General features: G+C 44.8%; 22 protein-coding genes. All 22 read right to left on the bottom strand.

Annotation, left to right across the window (positions count from 1 at the left end):
• Positions 1-120: 120 nt before the first annotated feature.
• Positions 121-657: an SMI1/KNR4 family protein gene (locus NSQ58_RS10170; protein ID WP_341057297.1), complete on the bottom strand. Its 537-nt coding sequence runs from the start codon at positions 655-657 to the stop codon at positions 121-123.
• 56 nt (positions 658-713) lie between these two features.
• Positions 714-1373 (bottom strand): DUF2625 domain-containing protein, encoded by a 660-nt coding sequence (locus tag NSQ58_RS10165; protein WP_034095070.1) that lies wholly within the window; start codon positions 1371-1373, stop codon positions 714-716.
• A gap of 36 nt (positions 1374-1409) precedes the next feature.
• Positions 1410-1928, bottom strand: a complete 519-nt coding sequence (locus tag NSQ58_RS10160) for a hypothetical protein (protein ID WP_069081143.1) — start codon at positions 1926-1928, stop codon at positions 1410-1412.
• A gap of 35 nt (positions 1929-1963) precedes the next feature.
• Positions 1964-3115 (bottom strand): immunity 26/phosphotriesterase HocA family protein, encoded by a 1152-nt coding sequence (locus tag NSQ58_RS10155; RefSeq protein ID WP_053325867.1) that lies wholly within the window; start codon positions 3113-3115, stop codon positions 1964-1966.
• Between the two features lie 84 nt (positions 3116-3199).
• The gene (locus NSQ58_RS10150; protein ID WP_053325868.1) at positions 3200-4207 is read right to left on the bottom strand and encodes a phosphotransferase enzyme family protein; all 1008 of its coding nucleotides are present in this window, start codon (positions 4205-4207) and stop codon (positions 3200-3202) included.
• A gap of 94 nt (positions 4208-4301) precedes the next feature.
• The gene (locus NSQ58_RS10145) at positions 4302-5300 is read right to left on the bottom strand and encodes an AraC family transcriptional regulator (RefSeq protein WP_034095071.1); all 999 of its coding nucleotides are present in this window, start codon (positions 5298-5300) and stop codon (positions 4302-4304) included.
• Between the two features lie 84 nt (positions 5301-5384).
• Complete coding sequence (locus NSQ58_RS10140; RefSeq protein ID WP_341057294.1) at positions 5385-6581, bottom strand: MFS transporter; 1197 nt, start codon at positions 6579-6581, stop codon at positions 5385-5387.
• A gap of 34 nt (positions 6582-6615) precedes the next feature.
• Complete coding sequence (locus tag NSQ58_RS10135; RefSeq protein WP_076264743.1) at positions 6616-9357, bottom strand: alpha-L-rhamnosidase; 2742 nt, start codon at positions 9355-9357, stop codon at positions 6616-6618.
• 268 nt (positions 9358-9625) lie between these two features.
• Positions 9626-10627 (bottom strand): ABC transporter ATP-binding protein, encoded by a 1002-nt coding sequence (locus tag NSQ58_RS10130; protein ID WP_028542292.1) that lies wholly within the window; start codon positions 10625-10627, stop codon positions 9626-9628.
• Positions 10611-11600: an ABC transporter ATP-binding protein gene (locus tag NSQ58_RS10125; RefSeq protein WP_023989675.1), complete on the bottom strand. Its 990-nt coding sequence runs from the start codon at positions 11598-11600 to the stop codon at positions 10611-10613. Before NSQ58_RS10125 ends, NSQ58_RS10130 begins: the two co-directional genes overlap by 17 nt.
• Positions 11601-11664: 64 nt before the next feature.
• Positions 11665-12600, bottom strand: coding sequence for a DUF1177 domain-containing protein (locus NSQ58_RS10120; protein ID WP_053325872.1), 936 nt, complete (start codon positions 12598-12600; stop codon positions 11665-11667).
• 13 nt (positions 12601-12613) lie between these two features.
• The gene (locus NSQ58_RS10115; protein WP_023989677.1) at positions 12614-13885 is read right to left on the bottom strand and encodes a M20 family metallopeptidase; all 1272 of its coding nucleotides are present in this window, start codon (positions 13883-13885) and stop codon (positions 12614-12616) included.
• 134 nt (positions 13886-14019) lie between these two features.
• Positions 14020-15612, bottom strand: a complete 1593-nt coding sequence (locus NSQ58_RS10110) for an ABC transporter substrate-binding protein (RefSeq protein WP_316244036.1) — start codon at positions 15610-15612, stop codon at positions 14020-14022.
• A gap of 35 nt (positions 15613-15647) precedes the next feature.
• Complete coding sequence (locus NSQ58_RS10105) at positions 15648-16556, bottom strand: ABC transporter permease (protein WP_023989679.1); 909 nt, start codon at positions 16554-16556, stop codon at positions 15648-15650.
• Positions 16557-16590: 34 nt separating this feature from the next.
• Positions 16591-17601 carry an ABC transporter permease gene (locus tag NSQ58_RS10100; protein ID WP_023989680.1) on the bottom strand — a complete coding sequence of 337 codons (1011 nt, stop codon included), beginning with the start codon at positions 17599-17601 and terminating at the stop codon, positions 16591-16593.
• A gap of 405 nt (positions 17602-18006) precedes the next feature.
• Positions 18007-18414, bottom strand: a complete 408-nt coding sequence (locus tag NSQ58_RS10095) for a hypothetical protein (protein ID WP_341057290.1) — start codon at positions 18412-18414, stop codon at positions 18007-18009.
• Between the two features lie 15 nt (positions 18415-18429).
• Positions 18430-18756: a hypothetical protein gene (locus NSQ58_RS10090; protein WP_076157390.1), complete on the bottom strand. Its 327-nt coding sequence runs from the start codon at positions 18754-18756 to the stop codon at positions 18430-18432.
• A 333-nt stretch (positions 18757-19089) separates the two neighbouring features.
• A complete protein-coding gene (locus NSQ58_RS10085) occupies positions 19090-20292 on the bottom strand; it encodes an MFS transporter (protein WP_023989683.1) in 1203 nt (400 codons plus the stop codon).
• Positions 20293-20399: 107 nt separating this feature from the next.
• Positions 20400-21362: a helix-turn-helix domain-containing protein gene (locus tag NSQ58_RS10080; RefSeq protein WP_075154565.1), complete on the bottom strand. Its 963-nt coding sequence runs from the start codon at positions 21360-21362 to the stop codon at positions 20400-20402.
• Positions 21363-21905: 543 nt separating this feature from the next.
• Positions 21906-22889 (bottom strand): sensor domain-containing diguanylate cyclase, encoded by a 984-nt coding sequence (locus NSQ58_RS10075; RefSeq protein ID WP_316244037.1) that lies wholly within the window; start codon positions 22887-22889, stop codon positions 21906-21908.
• 24 nt (positions 22890-22913) lie between these two features.
• On the bottom strand, positions 22914-23720 hold the full coding sequence (locus NSQ58_RS10070) for an alpha/beta fold hydrolase (protein ID WP_028542285.1): 807 nt from the start codon (positions 23718-23720) through the stop codon (positions 22914-22916).
• Positions 23721-23903: 183 nt separating this feature from the next.
• Positions 23904-24458, bottom strand: a complete 555-nt coding sequence (locus NSQ58_RS10065; RefSeq protein WP_023989688.1) for a TetR/AcrR family transcriptional regulator C-terminal domain-containing protein — start codon at positions 24456-24458, stop codon at positions 23904-23906.
• Positions 24459-24647 lie beyond the last annotated feature (189 nt).

Raw genomic sequence — 24647 nt, 5'->3', positions numbered from 1 at the left:
CCATGGTCCTGATTGTGTATCGCATATCCGCTACAAACAGTCCCAATGAAGAGTTCCTTCAATGGGACTGTTTGTAGACTTCTCACTATTGGCTATATATTGGGCAGAATCATGCAGGTATCAATACACTGCCCATTTTTCCGTACACAGCTCTATAAATGAATGGGCAACCTGTTCACATTCGTCATATCCCAGACTACCAGAATGAGCAAAAAGAACGGGATACTCATTGTTTCTTTTTTCCTCTCTCATATCAAACATATAGTGGTTTCCGCACCCATCCATCGCAAACGACACAGCACCCGGCATATATTCCGGCAACTCGTAGGCGAGGTTCATTTCTCTCAAATCTTCGGTATTGAAAAACTGAAAATAACGTTCTCCATTTTGAAACTCCCCACCATTAGAATATTTCAAAAACTCCATATAGCTGTCAGGAAATTGTCCTTGGGGCAGATGCCAGCCAACAGGATCTAAAGGTTTATATTGATCATAGAAAGGAGACGACTTTGGAAAAGGGTTCACTTGTCTTTGCTTGATTTCGTGAATCTCTTGCTCGGATAGCTTTATGTTCCATGTTTTCAAAAAATTCGCGATTTGTTCATCAGTTGCTTCCTGACTTATTACAAACGGTTGTTCAAATTGAATACTCCACATATGTGCCAACCTCCATGCCTTGATGCCTCTAAGAGTTGTTGTTTATACCACAAAAGCTATTCCTTATCCAATGCCACCTGCCATGCATTTGTAATGTCTATAGGTGACTTGCTGCTGGTCTCCCCTCCACCTTCTTGGGTCCATAGCGGCGGATAATATGCAAATACCTCTCCCGGCTGAAGTTGCTCCATATCCTTCTGCCAACCGTTCCAGCGGAATGTCTGGTAGAACAAGCCCAAATCTCCCTCAGCCAACCAGCTCAAGAAACCGGAATAGGCCAGCTCAGTGGATTCCCATTCCAATGCATCTGGTGCAAAATAGTAGATATGACCGCTACGTCCGAATTTCCCTATATCCAATCCAAAAAATCCACCTGCTGCATCATAGGCAACAATCAGCATCCCCTCAAGCGCAGGAACACTTTTCGGCTCTTGAAGCCCGTTCCATGAGGTCAAGCTACCGAAAATTCCAGAGCCACCCGCACCCAGCAAGGTGATCCAACCGTAATCAAACACGATTCCTCCTGTCTCATAGGCAACTGTTCCCAAATATGATTTCGTACTCACCTGCAAACGGTACAGCGTGTCCCCTGGAGCGGATTCCGATTCGGTCGATACAATGTGATGTGAATTCCGGCCTTCTTTCAGAATATTTCTGACCTCTTCCCATGCATGGTTATCCTTATCCACCAGTTCATCAACAGTTAAAGTATGCATGTTCATTCCCCTTCCCGCATATCCCAAAATTCACTTTCAACCTACAAACTGATTTTTGAAAACCTGCGTTTGATCTAAAATCACCCACTGATTCACTTCGTCGTATCCTTTTACAATTGCCGTGACCTCATGCTTCGGATACATCCACTCGGATGGTGTCTTTTCCTCATATGTACGAGTGTCTGACAATCCGACCGCATGATGCTGGAAAATATGAATAAGCGTACCGTGTGGTAAAAATACTTCAATATAACCCTTTACCTTAGTTCCAACGGGCAGTGCATTTTTGATTTGATGCCATTCCTGGTTCAAGGTGTGAAGATAATTGGACCATACTTCTTCAAACTCTTTTTTTGTAATTTGCGTATAATAGGGCTCCGTGTCATCAATCGCTTTCTCAGCTAATAAGAAATGATACTGCTCGTGCTTGCGATTAGAGGCGATATACGTGCCGTCATCCTGGATGACAATTTGTCGATAAGCTATTCCATCCGAATCTATTTCAAAATACCAGGTTCCCATGCCTGGTTCCGGACAATCTTTAAGATATTTCATAGGCCCCTCCTATTAAAAAATTCAATTCGTTTGTATCACTTTTTCCCGCCATAGGTTCTTGCCAAATATGCAAGATATTCCGAACGCGTCAGTCCTCCCGTTTGACGGTTGAACTCATCATACGAAATGTCTTCCGGGAATCCGAATTCGGCCAGTGCTTTTCGACGTTCATCCTGATGTAACGGATTATCCAGCGTTTTGTGCCACTCCCGCTCTTCCCAGGAGCCAAAACAGTCGGCAACGATACCTGAATAAGCACCGTTATTTGAAAATTTTCGCGAGGACTTGAACACGGTCTCCCCTTCCGGTTTGGAAACCGTGCCCGTTCCCCAGGACAGACTATATGTTTTTTCTTTTCTACTATCCGTACTACAGCCATAGCCGATGGGGAACACAATATCCTCTTCCACTAACAGCTTATGCCCTACCCGCTCATAGGCACCCCGCATAAAGGAATCATCCATAACAATCCAGGTCGTTTCGGATAATGGGGCGGATGTGATAGATTCCAAAGCTGTTGAACGGTCACGACTCGTAAACAAATATGGACGTACGAATAAAGGCATGGTCATGACACTGTTCCAAATGCTCTCCTCTGCAAACAACTGATCCTTTTGCATTTGGCGCAAATCTCCAACGACCAGCACATATCCATCTGTGAAAAGGTCTATTTCCACGCGGAAGATGTCTCCTGGGACCGTTTTATAACGCTGGTTTTTCATATGCTTCAACCGGTGCAACCTGCGATCGTAATCCTTGGGCACAAGTGACGGATATTGCTGAAGCCAATCGATGATCTCTTCTTTACTATGTAAATGCTCACATCCCGTAATAGGGAGTTTCACACCCGTTTTGCTATTCACAGCAGTAACATAACTAAGAGGACGATCCCTTCGAATGCCTGCTGAAAAGGTCACGCCTTCTGCCTTGATGCTCGAAACACTTGTGTAATTCAGCTTTTTCTCTTTGCCACGAGCCGTTTTAGGCAAAACAAATGCCCGGTCACGCGTAAAAATCTCTACATCGGTTTCTCCATAAGTATCCTCAGTGGAAGAAATTCGCTTGCGAATAACGTCTCCATCCACACAAATAAAGTATCCTTCTTTAATTTCTACCACATCCCAATGCTCTTCCAGCGCCTCCAGCCCGAAGTACGGCCGTAATGCGTTCGTTAGCCAACTATTCATCTGTTCCTCCAGTTTCGAGTACATTTCAATGCACCCAGGCTCAATTTTCCCAAAGATTATAACATAACGCGGCATTTAGCTCGTTTATTCATACACTGTTCCAGCTTGGACCAACTCTTCCTGAATCCAGCTACTGCTGGTGGAAAGCTGGCGCAAGTCGGCAGAGATCTGTTTGACCTGCTCTTGCAATACGTGTGACTGATCCGTTCCTTCCAGAAAGCGACTCAAAAAATGAAGAAATACGTCTACCTTCCTAAGCAGCATCAATATAGGCACAGCATCAATCTCGGTGTGGCTTAAATGAACCTGGCGGCTGAAGCCCCGGCAAAAATCCCGAACTGCTGTCGTCTCCTCTGGTTGTCCCAAAAATCCTGATAAGATGACCGCCGGCTCCATGACCCGAACGTCTAGCGTACAAAATTCGAAATCAAGCAGTGCGGTTACTAGACTATGATCAGAATCCTTTACTAACAAATTGGAAGCGTTCAAGTCTCCATGTACAAGCTGATGCGGCAACTCTTCCAATGCATGAAGCGAATCTGTAATCTCTTCATAAGCTTCCCCTATTAATCGCAGTTCTTCATGCAAATCCTTTAGAGGCTCAGGCGGATGTAAACAAAAGCCCTGAACCGTTTCCCGGTTACACAACGGATAGGATTGCTGCAAAGCATAATACGGTCGATAGACTGGAGTCATATCAAGATTAACTGTCGCAAGCACAGCCGATAATTCCCCCGTAGTCTCGCCCAAAGTATAGGCAAAGCTTGAATCCTGCTCCAGGGGTGATATGCCTTCTATGTATTCGAACAGACACACATATTTACCGCTTTCCGTCTCCAGTTGAGCAAGCGTCTCTCCCGTGACCGTCGGAATAGGCGTGGGTGTCCTGAACGATAGTGAATGCTTACTCAGCTCCTGCAAAACTGCATGCTCAAATTCAATTTTGTCCCGATCCTTGTGTGTATCGTAGACGCGCAGCACTCCGTTTCGCCCACCACTCTTAACAAAATACGTCGTATTATTCCAACCCCCGGTTTGTTTCTGCAGCGTTCCGTTCCACTCTGGCCAGTGACGTCTTAGTATTGCCTCCAAGGATGTACCCTCCCTTATAAACACCAGCTTATGAATTTGCAGATATTATAACAAATATAGACGCCCATTAGAATTGGACGTCCTTGTATATCCTTCATTTCCTCAACTGTTTGTTTCGGATATTTTGCGGGGTGGCACCATATGCTGTTTTAAACTTTTTATAGAAAAAACTCATGCTGTTATATCCCACCTGTTTAAATATCATTTCGAACGGCAGATTGGTATTCACTACCAAAGAATAGGCTGCATTGAGTTTAATGTTGGCAATAAGCTGAGTGTAAGTAAGACCGGTTACTTTTTTTAACTTATTACTTAAATACGTGCTATTGTAATTAAAATGGTTAGATAATTGCTGTAGGCTTAAATGCTGATAGTGCTCTTCCATGTAATTCAGAATAGAGGTAATATTATTTTCCTGCTGGTTTAAGTGAATATTATGCTCGCTTTCCAATACACGGACCAATTCTCCAAATACAATTTGCAAATAAGCCTTCACCAATTCCATCGAATCCTCTTGCCTGGAATAATATTCGATTAAGATTCTACGCAATATATATTGAAGGTTCTCATTATGCTGCGACTCAAAAATAATAAAGTGATTATGGTGCTGATGCTGGAGGACAGAGTTGGCTAGAAATTCGCCAATCAGGCTTTTTTTCTTAGATAGCCGCTGCAGAAATAGGGATGAAATCGTTTCTCTTTGCAGCAAGATATTAATCAGTATATCGTCTTCTCCCAAAGGAGCGATGCTGTGAGGCACATCCTTATCCAGGACACATACTTGGCCTTCACAAAGCTGAATTTCTTTGCCTGCTATGATTTGATTGCACTTACCTGAGTAAACATAGTTTAATTCGATAAATTCATGCATGTGCTCCAGCATCGGAGCAAATCTATTGTGCTTGCTAATATAAATATCATGTTCTCCAAAGAAAAATAAAGCGGGCATACGGTATATATTCTGATTTATATCAAAAAAACGCTCATTCTCCGATTCTTTGGAGAGATCATTAATCACCTGATTGTTTTGCTGTTGTAAAAGTTCAATTTCCGTTTTGTTTCTCAGCAACTGATCCAACTCATGAAGGTTCATAAACACTGACTCCTCCTTCACTATATGATGGAAAACGGGCGGTTCTCCGCCCGTTGAAAAAATTACTATATCGGATACATCCCATTAACTGTGGACTGCCGCTTGAGTTTTGCTTCCCTTTCCTCTAATAGCGATTCCCAGACAAAGGAGTGCCGCAATCGTAAATACAATCGCAGAAACAAGGAAGGAAAATGAAGCCGTTTCATTTCCAGACAACACGCCAACTAACTTGATCACATAAGGCGAAGCAAACGCTCCCAAATTGGACCCTACCATCGCAATGGAAATGGATAAAGTCTCACTGCCTTTAGGTACGATTTTAGTTAGTATGGTAAAAACATAAGGAATAAACAGCGCAAAACTAAAGCCAATGATCAGCATGGCAACGGTAACCATGGTAACATTCTCAGCAAACCATAGTAGTACAAAACCAGTTGCTGTTAATAGACTGGAGATAAAGGGAGCGTAATTTCTAAACCATTTATAGATTCTACCAAACAGGAAGCCCGCAATCATGGTGGACAAGGAAAACAGCGTTAACGCAGTTCCTAAAAAACCAGCATTGGGCATGCTCTTTTCAGCAATCATAATGCCTGTTTTGGTATATACAATCATGATAAAAGTCATAAACAGAAAAAGTGCAGCCCCTAATCCAAGTACAGGTATGGATATTCCCCCGCTCTTGTGACCCTTTTCTGTCGAGTTCTCTACTGTAGGCTCCCCGCGCTCTGGTTCGGGAATGATCAGAAAGAATAATAGCGCAATAGGAATGGTGATTCCATAGCATAAAAAAGCGAACTGCCAGTCAATTAGGGCGAGCTGCCCTGCCACAAAGGTAGCCAAACTGCTTCCGAGTCCTTGAACGGCGCTTTGAAAGCCTACTAATTGAGCACGTTCATCCCCTTCAAAAAAATCACTAATTAAACTGACGGCCAGTGAATTGAACATCCCGAGACCTGCACCTAGTACCAAACGCAGCGCAAGAATCCATGTAATATTCGTCGTGAACATGGGAAGTATTCCGCCGATGACTACGAGCAAAAGCCCTAGCAGGACTGTATTTTTTTTACCCAATCGAGAAGAAATCGGGCCACTCAATAGCACAAACAGCATCATCGAGAAGGATGGAATCGTGACTACGCTTTCAATCAGCGAACTGGAGACGCCTGATAATTGGTTCAGCATCATTGGTATGACAGCCGAAATGGCACTCGCTGACGTCAGGACTAAGGAAATGGATAGCAACGCCGTTTTAAACAAAACTTTGTTCTTTATATTCATTAAGCTCTCACCTCTAGTCTATGTTATTTAGCCTCTAGTTGCATCTGTACTGGAACGTATACTGTCCAGAACCGACCGTAAACGTCATTTCATGATCTCCGCTCCTTTGGAAAATCGCCTGTTTCCCTGTAGAACCTAATTTCCCAGCCAGCTCCTGTGGAACATCACCAGGCGGATACTGAATCGACGGATATTGCATAACAATGATTTGCTGTAGTGCATCCGGCTCCATAACGCCCGGAAGTGTAATCTCAGCCGTCGTATTATGTGGTACGTGAACCGTCATCTTCATTTCTTTATTCACGATTTCCCATTGGACTTCAAGCGTGCCATATGGCGTCTCCAGCTTGCCATGGGCCGAAGTAAGATTGGCAGGCGGTTTAGGAGCTAAACGTGATTTTTTATAGCCCGCTTCAAGCACATCGATTCCGGCAATATTTTGGTACATAAAGTCTCCTACTGAACCGTACGAATAGTGATTGAACGAGTTCATATCGGTGCTCCAGAACGAGCCATCCACTTTGATGCTGTCCCAATGCTCCCACATGGTCGTTGCTCCCCGTTCAACCTGATAGAGCCATGAAGGATAATCATTTTGAAATAAAATGTTATAAGCGACATCCGTATAGCCATGGTCGGATAAAACCAGACATAGATAGGGGGTGCCCACAAAGCCGGTATCCAGATGCATATCATTTTTTTCGATGAGCCGTACGAGCTCCTGGATCACTTGCGTTTTATACTTTTCTGGCACCAATCCGAAGTGCAAAGCCACAACCTGTGCAGTCTGGGTATTGGAGGTCAATTTGCCCGCGTCATCGAAGTAGCGGTTCGCAAAAGCCATTTTAATCCCCTCATGTAAGTTTTTATATGTGTTGTAATCGGTATAACGATTCAGCAGTTTGGCCGTCTGTGCCAAAATATGAGTCGAATACGCAAAATAAGCAGTGGCCACTAGCGTTCCGTCCGTCGCCCCAAAATAGCTTCCTTCCTCGCTATCCAGCGCAAGCCAGTCTCCCAGCTGCAAACCGGTATCCCAAAGACATTCTTCGTCCCCTTGGGCGCGAATATAATCCACCCATGCTTTCATACTGTCATACTGCTGCACTAAGATTTGCTTATCCCCATAGCATTGATATAGGGTCCACGGACATATAACCGCCGCGTCTCCCCATGCTGCCGTCGTTTTGTCCATATTATCGGCAAAGGTTCCTTTGAGGACATCCGGCACTACAAAAGGCACTGCCCCATTTTCCAGCTGGTTGTAAGCCAAATCCCTAAGCCACTTTCGGAAGAAGGAAGCCGCATTCATATTGAAGCTGGCAGTTCTAGCAAAAATCTGTGCATCGCCGGTCCAGCCTAATCGCTCATCACGCTGCGGACAATCGGTTGGCACATCCAGGAAGTTCCCCTTTTGCCCCCACACAATATTGTGTTGAAGTTGATTCAGCTTTGGATCAGATGTCTCAAACACCCCGATCGTCCCCATGTCCGAATGCAGAACAACACCCGTAAAATCTTCAATCGTAACGCCATCAGGAAAGCCCTCAAGCTTCACATATTGAAAGCCTTGAAAAGTGAAATGCGGCCTAAATATCTCCGTCCCCTTCCCGCTACAAATGTACGTAATCTGCTGCGCTGCATCCCGAATATTATCTCTGTAAAAGTTCCCTTGCTGATCCAGCACTTCACCATGAACCAGATTCAGAACCGTACCTTCGGGGGCTTCCACTTTAAATTCCAGCCAACCTACCATATTTTGACCCAAGTTAAGCACCAGCTCACCTTTAGGAGTTCGAATGAGTTCAACAGGCTTCAATCGGTTCATCACACGGACAGGTTCGTTCTCCTGAGCAATCAGATGACTTAACGGGAACGAGACGACCTGCATCATTTTCCGTTCGGTTAAGGAGCTATGTTCGGCTGCCTGCTGCTCAAGTCGGGCATCATAGATTTCGCCGTTATAAATATCCGACATTAAAATGGCACAGCTCGTTTCCTCCCAGGAAGAATCAGAGCAAATGACTTCAGAACGGCCATCTTCATAACTAATCTTCATTTGAAATAACAATGCATTCGTGTTCCCGTAGGTGTCCTTGCGCTTTTGCCAACCCAGATAACCGCTGTACCAGCCTTCTCCCACCGTGGCTGTGATTCGATTATGTTGTTCTCGAATGGTAGAAGTCACGTCATATGCTTGCACCTGGACACGATCGTTATAATCCGTCCATCCCGGGGTAAAGTAGGCATCGCCCACCCTTTGTCCATTGAACTCCAGTTCATACAGCCCAAGACTTGTAGCATAAATGACTGCTTTTTTCACTTTTCCCTCAACCGAAAAATATTTGGAAGCGGCAAAAGGAGCTCTTGTCTGAAACTGTTCATGGATGCTCCGCTCCTTCACTGTGATCCATTGTGCTTTCCAGTCCTGCTCATGGAGCAGCCCCATCTCCCAAAAGCCGGACTCACTCCATTCCGATTCTTCCGGTTCTGTGTCACCCGCTCCCTGAGCCCATACTTTTACCCGATAATAATATCTTTGTCCTGATTCCAGCGGGGGGCCTTCATAGGGAAACAAAATGGATTGATCCGAATAGGTAAAATGATTCCAAATCAGCGGTTCAAAAGTGGGATGAACGGATACTTGCAATTGGAAACGTTTTTGAGAAACATACATTTTTTCAGATTCGATCTGCCAACTTAACCGCGGTTTTAGACAACCCAATCCAATCGGATTATTTAAATGCTCGCATCTAAGCGCTTTCACTTTTAGCATTCTTATGTCCTCCCTGAGGTCTTCTTTTGTATTTCTATATTCAAATTAAAACGCTTCCATTGATTGTGCGCAATGTTGTATCCCTGCATGTTATATGCTTGATTTACAGGTGTTGAAATTCCACCCCTTATATTGAATCTTAAAATGGATTTATTGGAAAAATATGTGCGTTTGCAGAACAGCTACACTTAAAAAAAGCCTGAATCCGTTTGAGAAGGATTCAGGCTTGATTCTTGCTAGAAGGTTTATCTATTCTTTTTCAGCTGGCCTATGCCTGTCCAGCTAGCGCTTGTTCGGGCGTGGAAGCTGGATACAAGTGACAGGCTACCTGTCGCCCTGGTGCAGCTTCGGCAAAGATGGGCTGTACTTTGCTGCATATCTCCATGGCTGCCGGGCAGCGATTATGAAACGCACAACCACTTGGCGGATTTTCTGGACTGGGCACATCCCCTTTGAGTACAATCCGATCACGCTCCGCTTCCGGATCAGCTACAGGTACCGCAGACATTAGCGCCTTTGTATACGGATGCAGCGGCTTTCTGAACACTTCTTGGGTCGGTGCGAGTTCGACCAACTTGCCCAGGTACATCACACCCACGCGGTCGCTGATAAATTTGACGACCGACAGATCATGGGAAATGAACATATACGTCAGGTCATATTGTTTTTGCAGGTCCTTCATCAGATTGAGCACTTGCGCCTGAATCGACACATCGAGGGCCGAGACTGGCTCGTCACACACGATAAATTTGGGATGAAGCGCCAGTGCCCGTGCGATCCCGATCCGCTGGCGTTGACCACCCGAGAACTCGTGCGGATAACGATGTGCGTGATAAGGAGACAATCCGACCACTTCGAGCAGCTCTTCCACCCGCTCTTTGAGCTGCGTTTTGCTTAGCTTTTCATGCGTGATGAGCGGTTCTTCCAGCACCTGCTGTACCGTCCATCTGGGATCAAGCGAAGCAAACGGATCTTGAAACACCATCTGCATATCCGTTCTGAATTTGCGCAGCTGCTCTGTGTTTAGCTTACGTATATCCGTGCCATTAAACAGAATCTCTCCATCCGTCGGTTCGATCAATCTGAGAATTGCCCGTCCAGTTGTGGATTTGCCGCAGCCGGATTCTCCCACGATTGCCAGGGTTTCACCCTGCTGTACAGTCAGGTTAATACCATCCACCGCTTTGACTGCTCCCACTTGTTTGGAAAAAAGTCCTTTTTTGATCGGGTAGTGTTTTTTCAAATTACGTATTTCAAGCAGTGTACTCATGATATCCCTCCTGCTGTAGCAAGCAGCGGCTTTTGTGTCCGGGTTCCACTTCTGTAAGCTCCGGGGCCTCTGCACGGCAAATTTCCTTGGCAAACTGACAACGTGGTGCAAAGCGGCAGCCATGTGGCATATCAAGTGGGTTGGGAACCTGGCCCGGAATGGAAGCCAGACGCTCCTGATCACTGTTTAATTGTGGCAGTGAAGCTAGCAAACTTTGTGTATACGGATGCTTGGGCTCTTTAAAAAGCGTTTTTACATCGGTTTCTTCTACCACTTGTCCGGCGTACATAATCACGACCCGATCGCACATTTCAGCAACGACACCAAGGTCATGAGTAATCATCAGAATGGAAGTTCCTTCGGACTTCTGCAGCTCACGCATCAAGTCAAGAATCTGTGCTTGAATGGTTACGTCTAGTGCCGTTGTCGGTTCATCGGCGATCAGCAGCTTCGGATTGCACACCATCGCCATCGCAATCATCACCCGTTGGCGCATCCCGCCCGAGAGTTCATGCGGATAAGAAGCGGCTACTTTTTCTGGACGTGGAATTCCCACTTTCGTCAGCATGTCCACAGCCATGTCTTTCGCTTTGTGTTTGCTTACACCGTGGTGGTATCGGGCAGACTCCGCAATTTGCTTGCCGATTTTGAACACAGGATTTAGCGAAGTCATCGGCTCCTGAAAAATCATGGCCATCTCGTTGCCACGAATCGAGCGCATTTTCCGCTCCGAAAAATCCAGCATGTTTTCACCGTTAAACCGTACTTCACCAGCGGCTACTTTCCCAAGTCCCTTGGGGAGGAGCTGCATAATGGAAAGGGAGGTAATGCTCTTGCCGCACCCGGATTCGCCAACGATTCCGAGTGTTTCGCCTTTGCCAACCGATAGATCGACGCCGTCCACAGCCCGGATGGTGCCAGCCGCAGTCTTGAACTCCGTCCGGAGGTTGGTTACTTCAAGCAGTTGTGCCATGCCCTCTTCCTCCTCCTTGTCCATCATTGAACCTTCATGTTCTTTTTAACTTAGGGAATAAAGCTTATTCAGACTTGCCCATCGTTTGTAGATGCTTCATAGTACCGTACAATTTAGTAATATGTTGAAACTCCTTTTCCGAATGAAAAGAGCATTGCCCACGTCCATAAGCTTTGGCTGTTTCTACAGCCAATTTGGCCGCCAGCGCAATATCGCTTTCGTGGCTGGCCCCCGTTGCACTGCCTGGGACAGGAGCAGCGGCCGTGATGGCTACACCAACCACTGGAGCGGAAGTTGCCACCGCTGGTTGCAAAATGCTGTTGATGTGATACAGGTCGTTACCATAAGGTGTGATGTCCTGCGTAGTTACAGCAAACGTGACACACGGTTCGCCAGTAACGGTCTGAACAATATCGACGAGGTCTTCACTAATTCGTAGCACATAGCCTTCACGTACCGTCGGGGAAATGGCAATACCTTTATGGTTAATGACCCGATTCCCTTTGGTCGTATCAATGGACAGGATCGCTTCCATTTCGGGTGTCACTTCATATTTGTTCATCGTCAAAATATCTACGGGTGAATCCATAAATGGAACCGGATCATGGGGCTGAGTGGGTGCATCTGGACAAATATGTGTACATATGATCACGTCTCCATCAAGCACATCTCCTTTGGACTGCATGCACAATAGTTTAGCCGCCGCCGAAATTGCCGCTGCCGCACCGTCACCATCGGATACAAATCCGATCATTTCCGGTCGTGCTCCAAGTCCACCAAGTCGCCCTACTACACCCAAGGTTGGAGAATCGCCCCCCTGAATGCGACCCGTTTTACCGGCAATGACAATTTTAATAAAATCCGTAGAGCCCTTTTCACCTTTCACGGTGGAGACCGTAATCTCCGCTTGACCCAGTTGTTCCAAATAAGCTTTGACTTCTGCCCCGCTGGCAAACGGACTATCCAAAAGGTCATAGACTTCAAAAACTTGTTTCATCATACGGCAGATCCCCTTATGCTTCTTTTTGTGTTGTTTTCAGATATTTAAGCGCCGTCAAGGCGTATACTTTCGCAGATTGAATGATCTGCCATACCGGAGCTTTTTCATTAAAATTGTGAATGGTCGACAGTTCGGCAGGCCCGTATTGCAATACCGGGATATTGTATTTGCGGAATGCACGTGCATCGCTGGTTGCCCATTGCAGTACGCCATAGGCCTCTTTACCGCTGACCTCAGCGATAGATTCCACAAGCTCCTGTACAATCGGCTCGGTTGGAGGGGTCCAGTTGGCATTACCATAAAATCCGAATTGTTTGGGTTCCGCGTCAATGCCAACACTTGCAAGCAGTTCTTTGGCTTTGGCCAGTACATCCCGGTGGTCTACGCCAAATGGAACACGGGAATCCACTTGCACTGTGCAACGGTCCGCAACCACATTGACTTTGGTGCCTCCCTGGATCGTACCAATGTTCACTGTTACATGATCAAACGCTTGTCCATAGCTTGGGTTCTCCCGTTCACTTGCATAACGCTTGGAAATTTCAATGATCTCTTTGACTTCTTCCGGGATGTCCGGCTTGATGTCCCACAGTTGTTGCAGCGCTTCAATCCCTTTTGCTGCCTTCAAAATAGCACTTTCACCTGCTATCGGCTGCAAACTGCCATGACCCGGTGTGCCTTCAACGGTAAATTCAAACCAGCAGCTTCCTTTTTGCCCGATGGTCGGGTTTTGCGGGCCTGAAGGCTCTGCGATCACAGCAGCTGTTCCTTCAATCAGCTTTCTTTCCAGCACCCAAGGTACTCCAAGATGTCCCCCGGTTTCCTCGTCTGGAACTACAAGCAACGACAACGCACCTTCGAGTGGTACGCCTAGTTTGGAGAAAAGCGCAACGGTAAATATTAATCCGCCCAGTCCTGCTTTCATGTCCGAAGCACCGCGACCCAGGAGGTAGCCATCACGTATCTCACCACAAAACGGATCAAAATCCCAACGAGTACGATCCCCTGCCGGCACAACGTCTGTATGCCCACAGAAAATCAGTTTTTTTCCGTCCGCCGTTTCAGCGCCATAATCAGAAATGAGATTCCACATATTCGGCCCGGATTCATGCACCGTTGTTTCTATACCTGCTTCTTTAAGATAGTCCATAATGAACTGACTAATTTCGCGTGAATCACCTGGAGGATTTTCCGAAGGAAACTGAATCAACCGCGAGCATAGCTCAAGCAATTCGTCCTGCCGTTTATCTATTTCATCAAGAACTAACGTTTTCCAATCTGTCATTTCCATTCAGTCCCTTCACGTTTTTCATTTAGCCAACTAAATTTTTTACGATCCATCGGGATCAGCTTCATACTTCAGGCGTAAAATGATAGCCTTCGGCTGTAAAAACCGAAGGCATAAGGTAAGATCACAACTTACTCTTTATTCAATGAATAGAATCGGATAACCTCATCTGGGTAGTAAACATATCCAGTGACGTCTTTGCTCATGCCAACAACCCGATTGTATTCATACAGGTACGCCCATGGCGAATCTTGATTTATAAGCTCTTGCGCTTTGCCATACAGCTCTTTACGTTTATTTTCATCTTGCTCTTTGCCAGCTTGTTCCCAAAGCTTATCCACTTCTGCATTAGCATAATGCATATAATTCGAAGAACCGCCGCTGTACATCAGGAACCCGAGATGGTAACCAGGGTCGTTGACGAAGGAAGTCCATTTGGAAATGTATGCTGTCAGGTTGCCTTCTCGTTGCTGTTCAAGGAACTGTGCACGGGCAACATTGACAACATTCATCTTTACGCCAATCTTGGCAAGTTCAGCTTGAATCAATACAGCATCATCTGCCCAGTCCTGGAAGCCGGAACCCAGTGTCAGATTAAAATTAAACCCATTAGGATAACCCGCTTTTGTAAGCAGCTGTTTTGCTTTGTCCAAGTCGTGCTTGTAGCTGTAGCCCGCATCCGTGTAGCCAGGCGTGTTACTCGCTACAGAACTCTTCATTTGCTTTGCTTGACCGTACATGACATCGTCGATTAATTGGTCGTAAGGAATAGCATAAGCAATGGCTTGACGCACTTTTGGATCATTAAAAGGTTTGACTTTGTTATTCATGGCGAAATACAGAATCCGGTTACTTGCATTGGATTGAACCTTCAGATCAGCGTTGGTTTCCAGCTTCGAAACGTCCTTTGCAGGAATCTCAATCGCCATGTCCACATCGCCTTTATCCAGCAGAAGTACACGGTTGGAAGCTTCCTTGGTAAACTTCATCGTTACTTTGCTCAGATTTGGCGCTCCTTGCCAGTAGCTGGCATTAGCATTAAAGACAGCTTCTGTCGCAGGGTCCCATTTTTCAAGCTTGAACGGACCTGAACCTGCCGCATGTGTTTTCAAATAGTCGCCATCGCCATTTTCTTTGACAAGCACATCATCCACAATGGAGAAGTTGTACAATGACAGGATTTGCAGAAACATATGATTGGGTTGGGACAATGTAACGACAACGGTGTGCTCATCAGGCGCTGTAGCGGTTTTAATGGAGCTCATACCATACAGGAAGCTACCGGAATCGGAATTTTTAAGCCGCTCAAAGGAATACAACACAGAATTGGCGGTCAGCGGGTTGCCGCTTTGGAATTTAACGTCTTTACGCAGATGGAGCGTATAAGTCATGTTATCAGCGGACACATCCCATTTCTCAGCCAGCATGGGCTTAATTGCTTCCGTATCTGCCACTTCACCGCTATCCGTAGACTTTTTGCCATAGGTCACAAGCTGATCATAGAGCGCAAGCACAAGGGTATCCGATGTAAGATCACTTGCTTCAGCAGGGTCCATGGTTGACCCTCCCTCCGAGTAAGCAAGTGTAATCGTCTTTGGTGGGGATGGGGCATCTGCGCCTTTCTCTCCAGATGAAGCGGACGGGCTGTTAGCATTGCTCGCACAGCCTGCCGTCCATAGCAACGTAGACAAGACGACAATTAAAGAAAGACTTTTTTTCAACATGGCTTACGTTCTCCCCTTTAATGATCTATTTATTTTTATTTGCTAGAGCGCAGTCTAGGATCAAGAACATCCCGCAAACCGTCTCCAAGCAAATTGAAGCCCAAAATAGCTGTCGCAATTCCAAGACCCGGGAAGGTTACAATCCACCACTCACCGGAAATGATATACGCTCGCCCTTCTGAAATCATTGCGCCCCATTCAGCAATCGGGGGTTTCACACCGAGCCCCAGGAAGCTGAGACTGGCTGAGGTGAGGATGGCGAAGCCCATTCCGAGCGTTGCATTCACAAGCAGTGGGGCAAGTGCATTAGGCAAGATGTGGCGAAACAGGATCGTTCCGTTCGTTACACCAATCGCCCGGCTGGCCTCAACAAACTCCTTTTCCCGGAGAGAGATGGTTTGTCCGTGAATCAGTCTGGCGAATTCGGGTATGCCTACAATGCCCACAGCGATGAGTGCACTCATCAGTCCTGGTCCCATCGCTGCAGCAATGGCCATGGCGAGTACCAGCGACGGGAAAGCCAACAGAATATCCATACAGCGCATAATAATGCTGCCCATTCGACCGCCATAGAAACCTGCGATGGCTCCAAGCGGTACGCCGATGATAAATGAGATCGACACGGCAATCATCCCGGTCCATATGCTGATTCTGGCTCCGTAAATGACACGGCTGAGAATGTCACGTCCGTAATTATCGGTCCCAAACCAATGTTCTGCACTTGGCGGCAGCAGCTTGTTCGCCGGGTCGGTTACATAAGGATCATGTGGAACGATCCATGATGAGAGGATGGCAATGAGCGTCCAGCCAACGATAAAGATGAATCCGATTAAAGCGAGTTTATTGCCAAACAGTAATCGCCAAAAGGTCTTGCGTTTCGGTATAGCGGTTGCATTGGGCTGAGGTACAGCCGCTTTTGCCACCAAATCACTTGCAGTGCTCATCCGAGTACCTCCCCCTACTTTTGTGCTTCGTTCATTATTCGTACCGGATACGTGGATCAATCAATCCGTAAACCAAGTCGACTCCAAGATTGATAAAGCTGTAAATCAGCGCACTTACGAGGGTAAATGCTTGAATCGGTGCGTAGTCAGCCGCCAAAATGGAGTCCGTCACATAGCTGCCCACTCCTGGCCAGGTAAAAATGGTTTCGGTAATAACCGCTCCACCAATCAGGTAACCGACCTGCAAACCAAGTACGGTAAGTGTTGGAATAAAGGCGTTAATGAGTGCGTGCTTATAAATAACAATTCCTTCGCGCAGACCTTTGGCTCTGGCTGTGCGAACAAAATCCTGACCGATCACTTCCAGCATGCTGGAACGCATCATCCGTGCCACAATCGCCATAGTGCCTGTACTGAGACAGACTGCTGGCAGAACCAAATGGGATAAACTGCTTTTTAAAGCTACAAAATCACCGGTCATCAAACTATCGAGTACATAAAGTCCCGTAACGTGCGTCGGCGGATTGATGTCACCGCTAATTCGACCCATGGGCGCAGGAGCGATGCCCCATTTAGCATAGAAGATATAAATGAATAACAGGCCAATCCAGAAAATGGGCATACATGCACCGATCAAGGAAAACACACGTGAAATGTGATCCACAATCGATTCTTTACGGGTTGCTGCCAGGATGCCGATTGGGATTGCCACCAGAATCGCAATAACCAAGCTTGCCAGCGCCAACTCGATGGTTGCTGGAAACCGGGTAGCAAAGTCGCTTGCCACTGACTGTCCGGTGTGATAAGCCTGACCCAGATCACCTTGGAACAATCCAACTACATAATGAAAAAATTGAATGTACTTCGGTTGATCCAGTCCCATGCTGCTTCGAATATTTTCAATCGTCTCGGGTGTAGCCTGTTCCCCCGCAAGCATCACGGCAGGATCACCCGGAAGCACTCTTGAGATCATGAATGTAATGACGACAATACCAAGCAGTGCCGGAATCATTTGTATCAATCTACGTAGTGTGTATACGGCCACAGCCTGTCCCTCCTTATCCGTAATTCCTCGTGTCTTTGTCACCTTTCTTTTCATCACTTGTTATTTTTATTCATTGTACTAAGGAACAAGAACGGTTTCCACGTCCTGAATAACTAAAAATAATGACGAATTTTGTCGTTTGCGCACTAAAGTTACTCACCATGTTATTTAAATGTCGTGTTTTATTCGAATATAGAAATCAAAATCAGCATGATGCCAAAAAAAGCGGTCCCCTTTCAAAAGGAAATCGCTTGTTTTTTATATATAGATTGTAGTATTAGGCCGATCAGGAAAGGAGAAATAATCGCGAGCACTGCAAAGAACGAGGTGTTCGACTCAGCAGCTTGCTGTCCGGTCGCACCTTGAAGCGAGGGGGAGCGAAAATACGTATTGCTTTGTCTTTCTCTATAGATTTCCAGTCACGATAATACCATTTGCTTTCTTCAGATGTGCTCTGACCCAAGCTATAAAGGAATCGATAAATATGCGCAATTCCGGCTCCTTGGCAGGCCAAGCATCCAATTCTGTTAATATCTCATGCCATATCGACTCCGGAATCGGATTATCCCAACAGGGATCAAAAGCCTCATACGTTTCCCCCGTATCAGGATCGTCAAGTGGATATTTGGACTTTAACGCAGACAACACGATATCAAAGTCATCTGCGTAGATAAAGATTATCTCCTCCAGCTTTGGTTCATCCGTATCCCCATAACGCAGCGGTTCAAAAGTATATCCAATATTGGCTCGTGGACCACTATAGCGATAGATTAGTGTCTGAATCTCTTTTTTGTCCTTCTTACTCAATCTCACCACTCCTTTCTTCGGCTATAACTCGAACCAATCCGCAGCGCATTTCTCTTCTTCCAGCACCCTGCACATTCCTTCCCTCCACTTCACCGCATCTTCGCCACCAATATGAAATAGACAATAGATATAAGGTTCACCATCTTTTAACCCTTCAATATTCCTTGCCTCTTCCACAGACACCTGGAACGCCTCAGGCCAATCGGGATCATTTTGAAGCAGGACAAAGCCATCCTCATCCCTTTGCATCCGATATCCGTCAATCCTAGGCAATGCTTCAGCTAAACGATCCATTAGCACTTGAATATCCTTAACATCTGCGACTTTAATTCCATACTCCCAACCCATCTGCATCCCTCCAATTTTATGAACTCCTCCTTAACTAGCCCCCCCTAAATCGGATTTCACCTTCTCATTCACCTCAGGAGTTCAGTCGTAGTCCGCATATAAGAGGTACTTTTTTGTTTAAAGCCACCCACTTTTGCTGGATTTCCATGAGCCTCCCACTTTCCTTCTGCTTTCCCTGAATTTTCTTAAAACTTATTATAATAGATATCTAAACTATGTAGTTTATGAATTAGCAAATTGAGACCTTTTGACTATCATTCAAACCAGCAAACAAAATAGGCTTCTCGTGAATATAGCACGGAAGCCTATGGGTTCATCAAACAATTCTTTTATTTATTTGGTCCTCTGAGATACCAGCTCACTATTCCCTTTTCTCTTTCTTACCCCCAACATAATGATGGCCATAACAGCTACTAGAGCTGCTATAAGAGCAAAAGGAATATATTTGTCCACCCGATATAGCGTCGTTGTCAAAATAGGAGCAATAATTGCAGAAATCCCTTGGACAGTGGCCACCAGACCAGCGGCTCCCCCTTGCTGTTCTTTACTAACAGAAAGAGAAGCCCCAGCCATAAATCCAGGCATAAGCAAGCCTGTACCTATACCAAACATAAAGAACGCTAAATAGTAAACAACCATGCTGGCTGACATGAGGAATATCAGCATACCGGCAATAAGGAACAGAGAACCGAGCAAAATCATCGGCTTGGGTTGCCATTTAAGCCATTTCATCTGAACGATCTGTACAATCAACATGGCTGCACCGGAAAACATAAGTCCAAAGGAAACCACTCTTGCTGTTTCTTCGGATGAAAGGCCTAGTTGATCTTGAAAATAAAATCCGCCTATAACCTGGATGGTCACAATACTAATCATCGTAACCAAACCTGCAAACAAATACATTCGTAGACCGGGTTGAAACGGGTTAATCCGAGCTGGCTTTTGCTGAATAACGGGCTTGGCAGACGGAATTGCCAGCAAGGCCACTACAAATGCTACAGCAGCAATTACAATCCCAAAATATAGAGGCCACAGCAAGCCTATTAAAGTAAAGGCACCTGCAATAGCAGGACCAAATACTAATCCAAGTCCATTGGCTGCGCTAATGATCGCCATCCCACTGCCTCGATCTTCTCCCTCGGTCACATCTCCCATATAAGCTTGGGAGGATGACAATACCGCCGGGATAAACCCGCCGATCAAACCGCGTGTAACAATTAACAGGACTAACAGCAGCCCCCCGCTGAGCCAACCTTTTAATCCTGCAAAAAGAGTAAGCGTAAACAGCAAGCAGCTTACACACATCCCTATGAATCCAAGCAGAATCACAGGCTTGCGTCCCTTTGCATCACTCAGATTTCCCCATATTGGGGCCATTAAGGCCATCGTTATGGAGCCAAGCGATATAATTAACCCAGAATGACTTTCTCTTAATCCCAACTCACGAATAAGGGGCGGCATAATTGGAGCAATGAGCATGAGCCCAAGCATAGCCACAAATACACTGAAAAAGATGCTCCCTTTTATTCTGTTCATCCTCGCACACTCCTCTGTTATAGATTCTCTCTATGCAGAAGTATACGAGTCACAGCACCACTCTACTGCCTATATACGGATTATTCTACGGTTAAACGGATTTTATTTTAAAATACCTTCTTTAAGGATGATGGCTTCACTCCGTATTCCCGGAAAAATTGCTCTGAAAATGCACTCACATTGCTATATCCTACAGCCATCGCAGCTTCAGTCACATTGCTTTCTTGGCTTCGGAGCAGCTTCATCGCATAATCAAGACGAATTTGGCGCAAATATTCAAATACAGTAGTTCCAAAGCAGGCTTTGAATCCTTTTTTTAATTTAAAATCGTTTAATCCAACCTTTTTGGATAATGTGATCAGTGAGGGTGGATCAATCATGCTGAACTCAAGTATCTCCCGAGCCATATGCAGCTTTCTAACATCTTCTTTAGACAAACCTTCGGGCATAGGTGTTAAATCAAATAATTGAATCATAAATCGATTTAAAATCTCAAGTGCTGCTGCTTCCATTAACAAAGGCGATTTATGCACACTTTTCAAGTCTTTGATCAAATGTTCAATCATCACTATACTTCTGTGATCCAGTTCAAAACTAAAGTGATGGAATGCAGCTCCATTAAGAATTTGATTAAATTCAATAGCTACCTGCCGACGAGCCGCTAACTGTGAAGCCGCATAATTAAACAACGAAATCGGAATGCCAAGTGCAAATGATTTGTATTGTTCGTTAACCGGAGGATGAAAGCAAGCTTTAAAATCCTGTAAAAAAATAAGTGCCCCCTGTCCCATCGGGAGTGTATAATCCAACCCAGCCACATTCACATGACGTTGACCCGAAAGCGCAAATTGGAGCTCAATCATTTGTCCACTGGAAGCAAAGTTGGTCGGATACGGCTCGTGATATTGAATATGCGAATACACGATCTCAATTCCACTATAAGTTGTAACTCGGTAGATATGTCCATGGCCCGCTTCCGGTAAAATCATATACGTATGCTCGTTCTGTTGTCTGAACGGGGTCTTTTCCAAATAATGCTGATATATTAATGATAACGAATTTGAATTCACAAGCGTCCACCTCAAATGTTTTCATTCATCCTGATCCTTCGAATGAGAATCGTTATCAATAATAGTAGCTGAATTTGAATGGTTTGACCAGACCTATTGGAGTGAGCTGTGGAGACATTCGGGGGTCTATTAATCCCAATCCATATAAAACGTTGCCTTCAATTTACCCTTCTCACATGCTGGACAGCTTAAATGATGAAGAACATTGTTTTCAATGTGTTCCTGTTTCATGACACTCGTGCATCTAGGACAAGCATAAGAAATCCTGTACTGGGATGAGTCGGATTTCATCTCTATAAACAATTCATTGCGTATAGCCTGACAGTCCGGGCACACATATAGAGCGTCATAAGCATCATATCTCGTCGAAGGGTTGCCTATGAATTCCTCAATACATCGTTTAAGGGCAGCATCCTCTACAAACGAAGCAACGGATTCCAAACTCATATATGCAAGACCAAATCCTACAAATATGTTCTCAGTATAAGTACAGGTATCACAGTCCAGCTTGTACGCTTTCCCCATTTTTATCCCTCTTTATATCTATCCCTTTACGAGATTTGCTGAATGAGTGACCCGATTTCTCCCGCCACTTTTGGAAGCATACAGAGCCAAATCCGCTTGATGAACCATCGTTTGTTCCGTATCCTCTTGCGTCACCGTTGCCACACCAATACTCACAGTAATAGCATATTCTCCCCAATCCATCGAGGCCGTCGTGGAGCGGTATCTTTCCGCTGTAAGAATAGCTTCTTCTTGATCGTTGCCCGGAAGAATAATTACGAACTCCTCGCCGCCATACCGAGCGACAATGTCCCTATCCCGGGACATGGATTGCAGTAATTCTGCCAGATTCGTAAGCACTAGGTCGCCCACTGGATGACCATAAGTATCGTTAATACTTTTGAAACGATCAATATCAATGATAAGCAGCGAAAAAGATATTCCACTCTCACGAAAGGACGCGAGGCTAGCTAGTAATTGATCTTGGAAATACCTTCTATTTTTAAGACCGGTTAACGGGTCCGTTGATGCCATCGTTTCAAGCTGGAGATTAATCCTTTCTAGCTCCTGCTGTTTGATTTCATATTCTTCGTGCAACCGTTCAAGCTTCTGGTTCGCTTCATTCGTAGCCTGATATAATTCCTGAAGCTTGGTTTTGGTCTGCAGAATATCTCTCTCATGTTCAATTCGCTTACGCATCATAAGCACTACACAATCAATAACAGTTTCTCCGTTGCGTTCCTGGCGCACCCCGTTTAGAAGTACAGGCACATCCTGTCGATCACTTGTCCGAAACGAAAAGTACATCTCATCGACATGCCCGTACAACTGAATATAGGGATAAAAATAAGTATGAAAAAATAGCTTGTTGGTAACAGACATTGTGGATTCAATCGGCCGTCCGAGCAATTCATTACGGTCATAAAGTAGCATATCCAATAAAGTTTGGTTTACCGATTGAATGAAGCCAGAATCCGAGATTGAGAAATATCCACAGGGAGCTTTATCTAATTGAATATCCATTTCATGACTGCCTTTCTCCTGATATTACACACTGGCTAAATACTCTTTAATCAGATCGCTTGTTTCTCCAGGTTGACTTAAGTGAGGATAATGCCCCTTTGCCCTCATCTGTTGAAGCCTGCTGTTTTTAAGATGAGTATGTAAATAATTCCCTACTTCAATCGGAGCAATGCTATCGTCCGAGCACTGGAGAATCAGTGTAGGAATCGAAGCATGCTGGAGATCGACACGGCAATCTGAAAAAAAAGTCACTTCCGCAAATTGTCGTGCAATATGAGGGTCTCTTGAGCAAAAGGTTTTCTCCAACTCTTCGGTTAATTCCTGTCGTTCAGGATTCTGCATAACAATGGGTGCCAGGTAACTAGCCCAGCCAATGAAGTTCATTTGCATCATATCAAGCAATTCATCGATGTCACTCTTATCGAAGCCTCCATAATAATAGGGGAGGTCATTCACATAACGAGGAGAGGGACCGAGCATGACGATGCGCTCAAAATATTGGGGATTGCGGATAGAAGCAAGCATTCCGATCATACTACTAACAGAGTGTCCGACGAATATGACATTTCTTAATTCTAGCGCTTCCATAATATCTAGCACATCTTGGGCATACCCTTGTAAGTCGCTGTATTTTTCTGAATCATAGTACTTAATTTGAGATTCTCCGGAACCTACGTAATCAAATAAGACGATTTGGTAGTTGTCGATAAAGCTAGGGACGATATAACGCCACATATCCTGATCGCATCCAAAGCCATGAGCAAATACGATCGTTTGGCTGCCTGAGCCCAGCACTTTTACATTATTACGTACGAGGATGTCAACGGTCATTATAAATCACCTCTCTGAGGTAGTAACTGTTCTATCAGCTTCTTTTCATTATTATATCGGAAAAGATTTGATTATGGATAATGAATCTCATTCAGAAATACATGTACCCAATATTCTTCTAGTTCGGAGTAACTCTGTTCATTTAACTCATTCAAATTCATATCTGTATCCTCTCCGCGGCATTTATTCATCTAAATGAAAATATTTTTTTATAGGCAAGGGCATCGCAGAGAATATTAATTCGCCTAATTGCTCTGGAGATTCCTTCATGCCGTTCTCAAGCCAGTCCTTAGTCACATTCACTCCTCCATAAGCGTTAAATCTTATAGCAAAAAGGATGTCGGGAGGCAACGAAGTCCTATTTGTTTTCTTAAGAATATAATTAGTGTGGCATTCAACCGTATAGTTAAAAATATTATTATAAAAAGACAAGTGCGTATTGTCGTCAAAAGCCTTTTTAAAATAGATGTAATCCTCTTTAATAAACTCAACAATTCTCCCTGCAACACGTCCCCAAGGCTCTTTTTCTATATATTGTTCAATAATTTTATCTGCCTTATCACTATATATCCATGAGATCAGGTCATATTTACTGGAAAAATGATAATAAAACATCTGTCTGCTAACCTGACAATTGTCAGTAATATCCGTTACGGTGATGGACTGGATTGGATGTATTTTGGCTAAGTCTATCAAAGATTCAGCAAGAAGTTCCTTAGGAGTTGTTTTTCGAATCATGTTAGCCCTCACAAAATTTTATTTTACATTTGTACACTATGAAGCATTTGTCTACATTTTTAACACTCTTAAAAATCAGTCTATTATTATTTAATTGCCTATATTTTATACTAATGATGTAAATAGAAGCTGGACAGCCATCTACCAAATGAAAAGGTAATGGTTCAAAATCTTTTTTATAAAGGAGAA

This window comes from Paenibacillus sp. FSL M7-0134 (assembly GCF_038007865.1).
Taxonomy (GTDB): Bacteria; Bacillota; Bacilli; order Paenibacillales; family Paenibacillaceae; genus Paenibacillus; species Paenibacillus polymyxa_B.
Note: the sequence above shows the minus strand (reverse complement) of the source record. Positions and strands in the feature narration are given on the sequence as shown.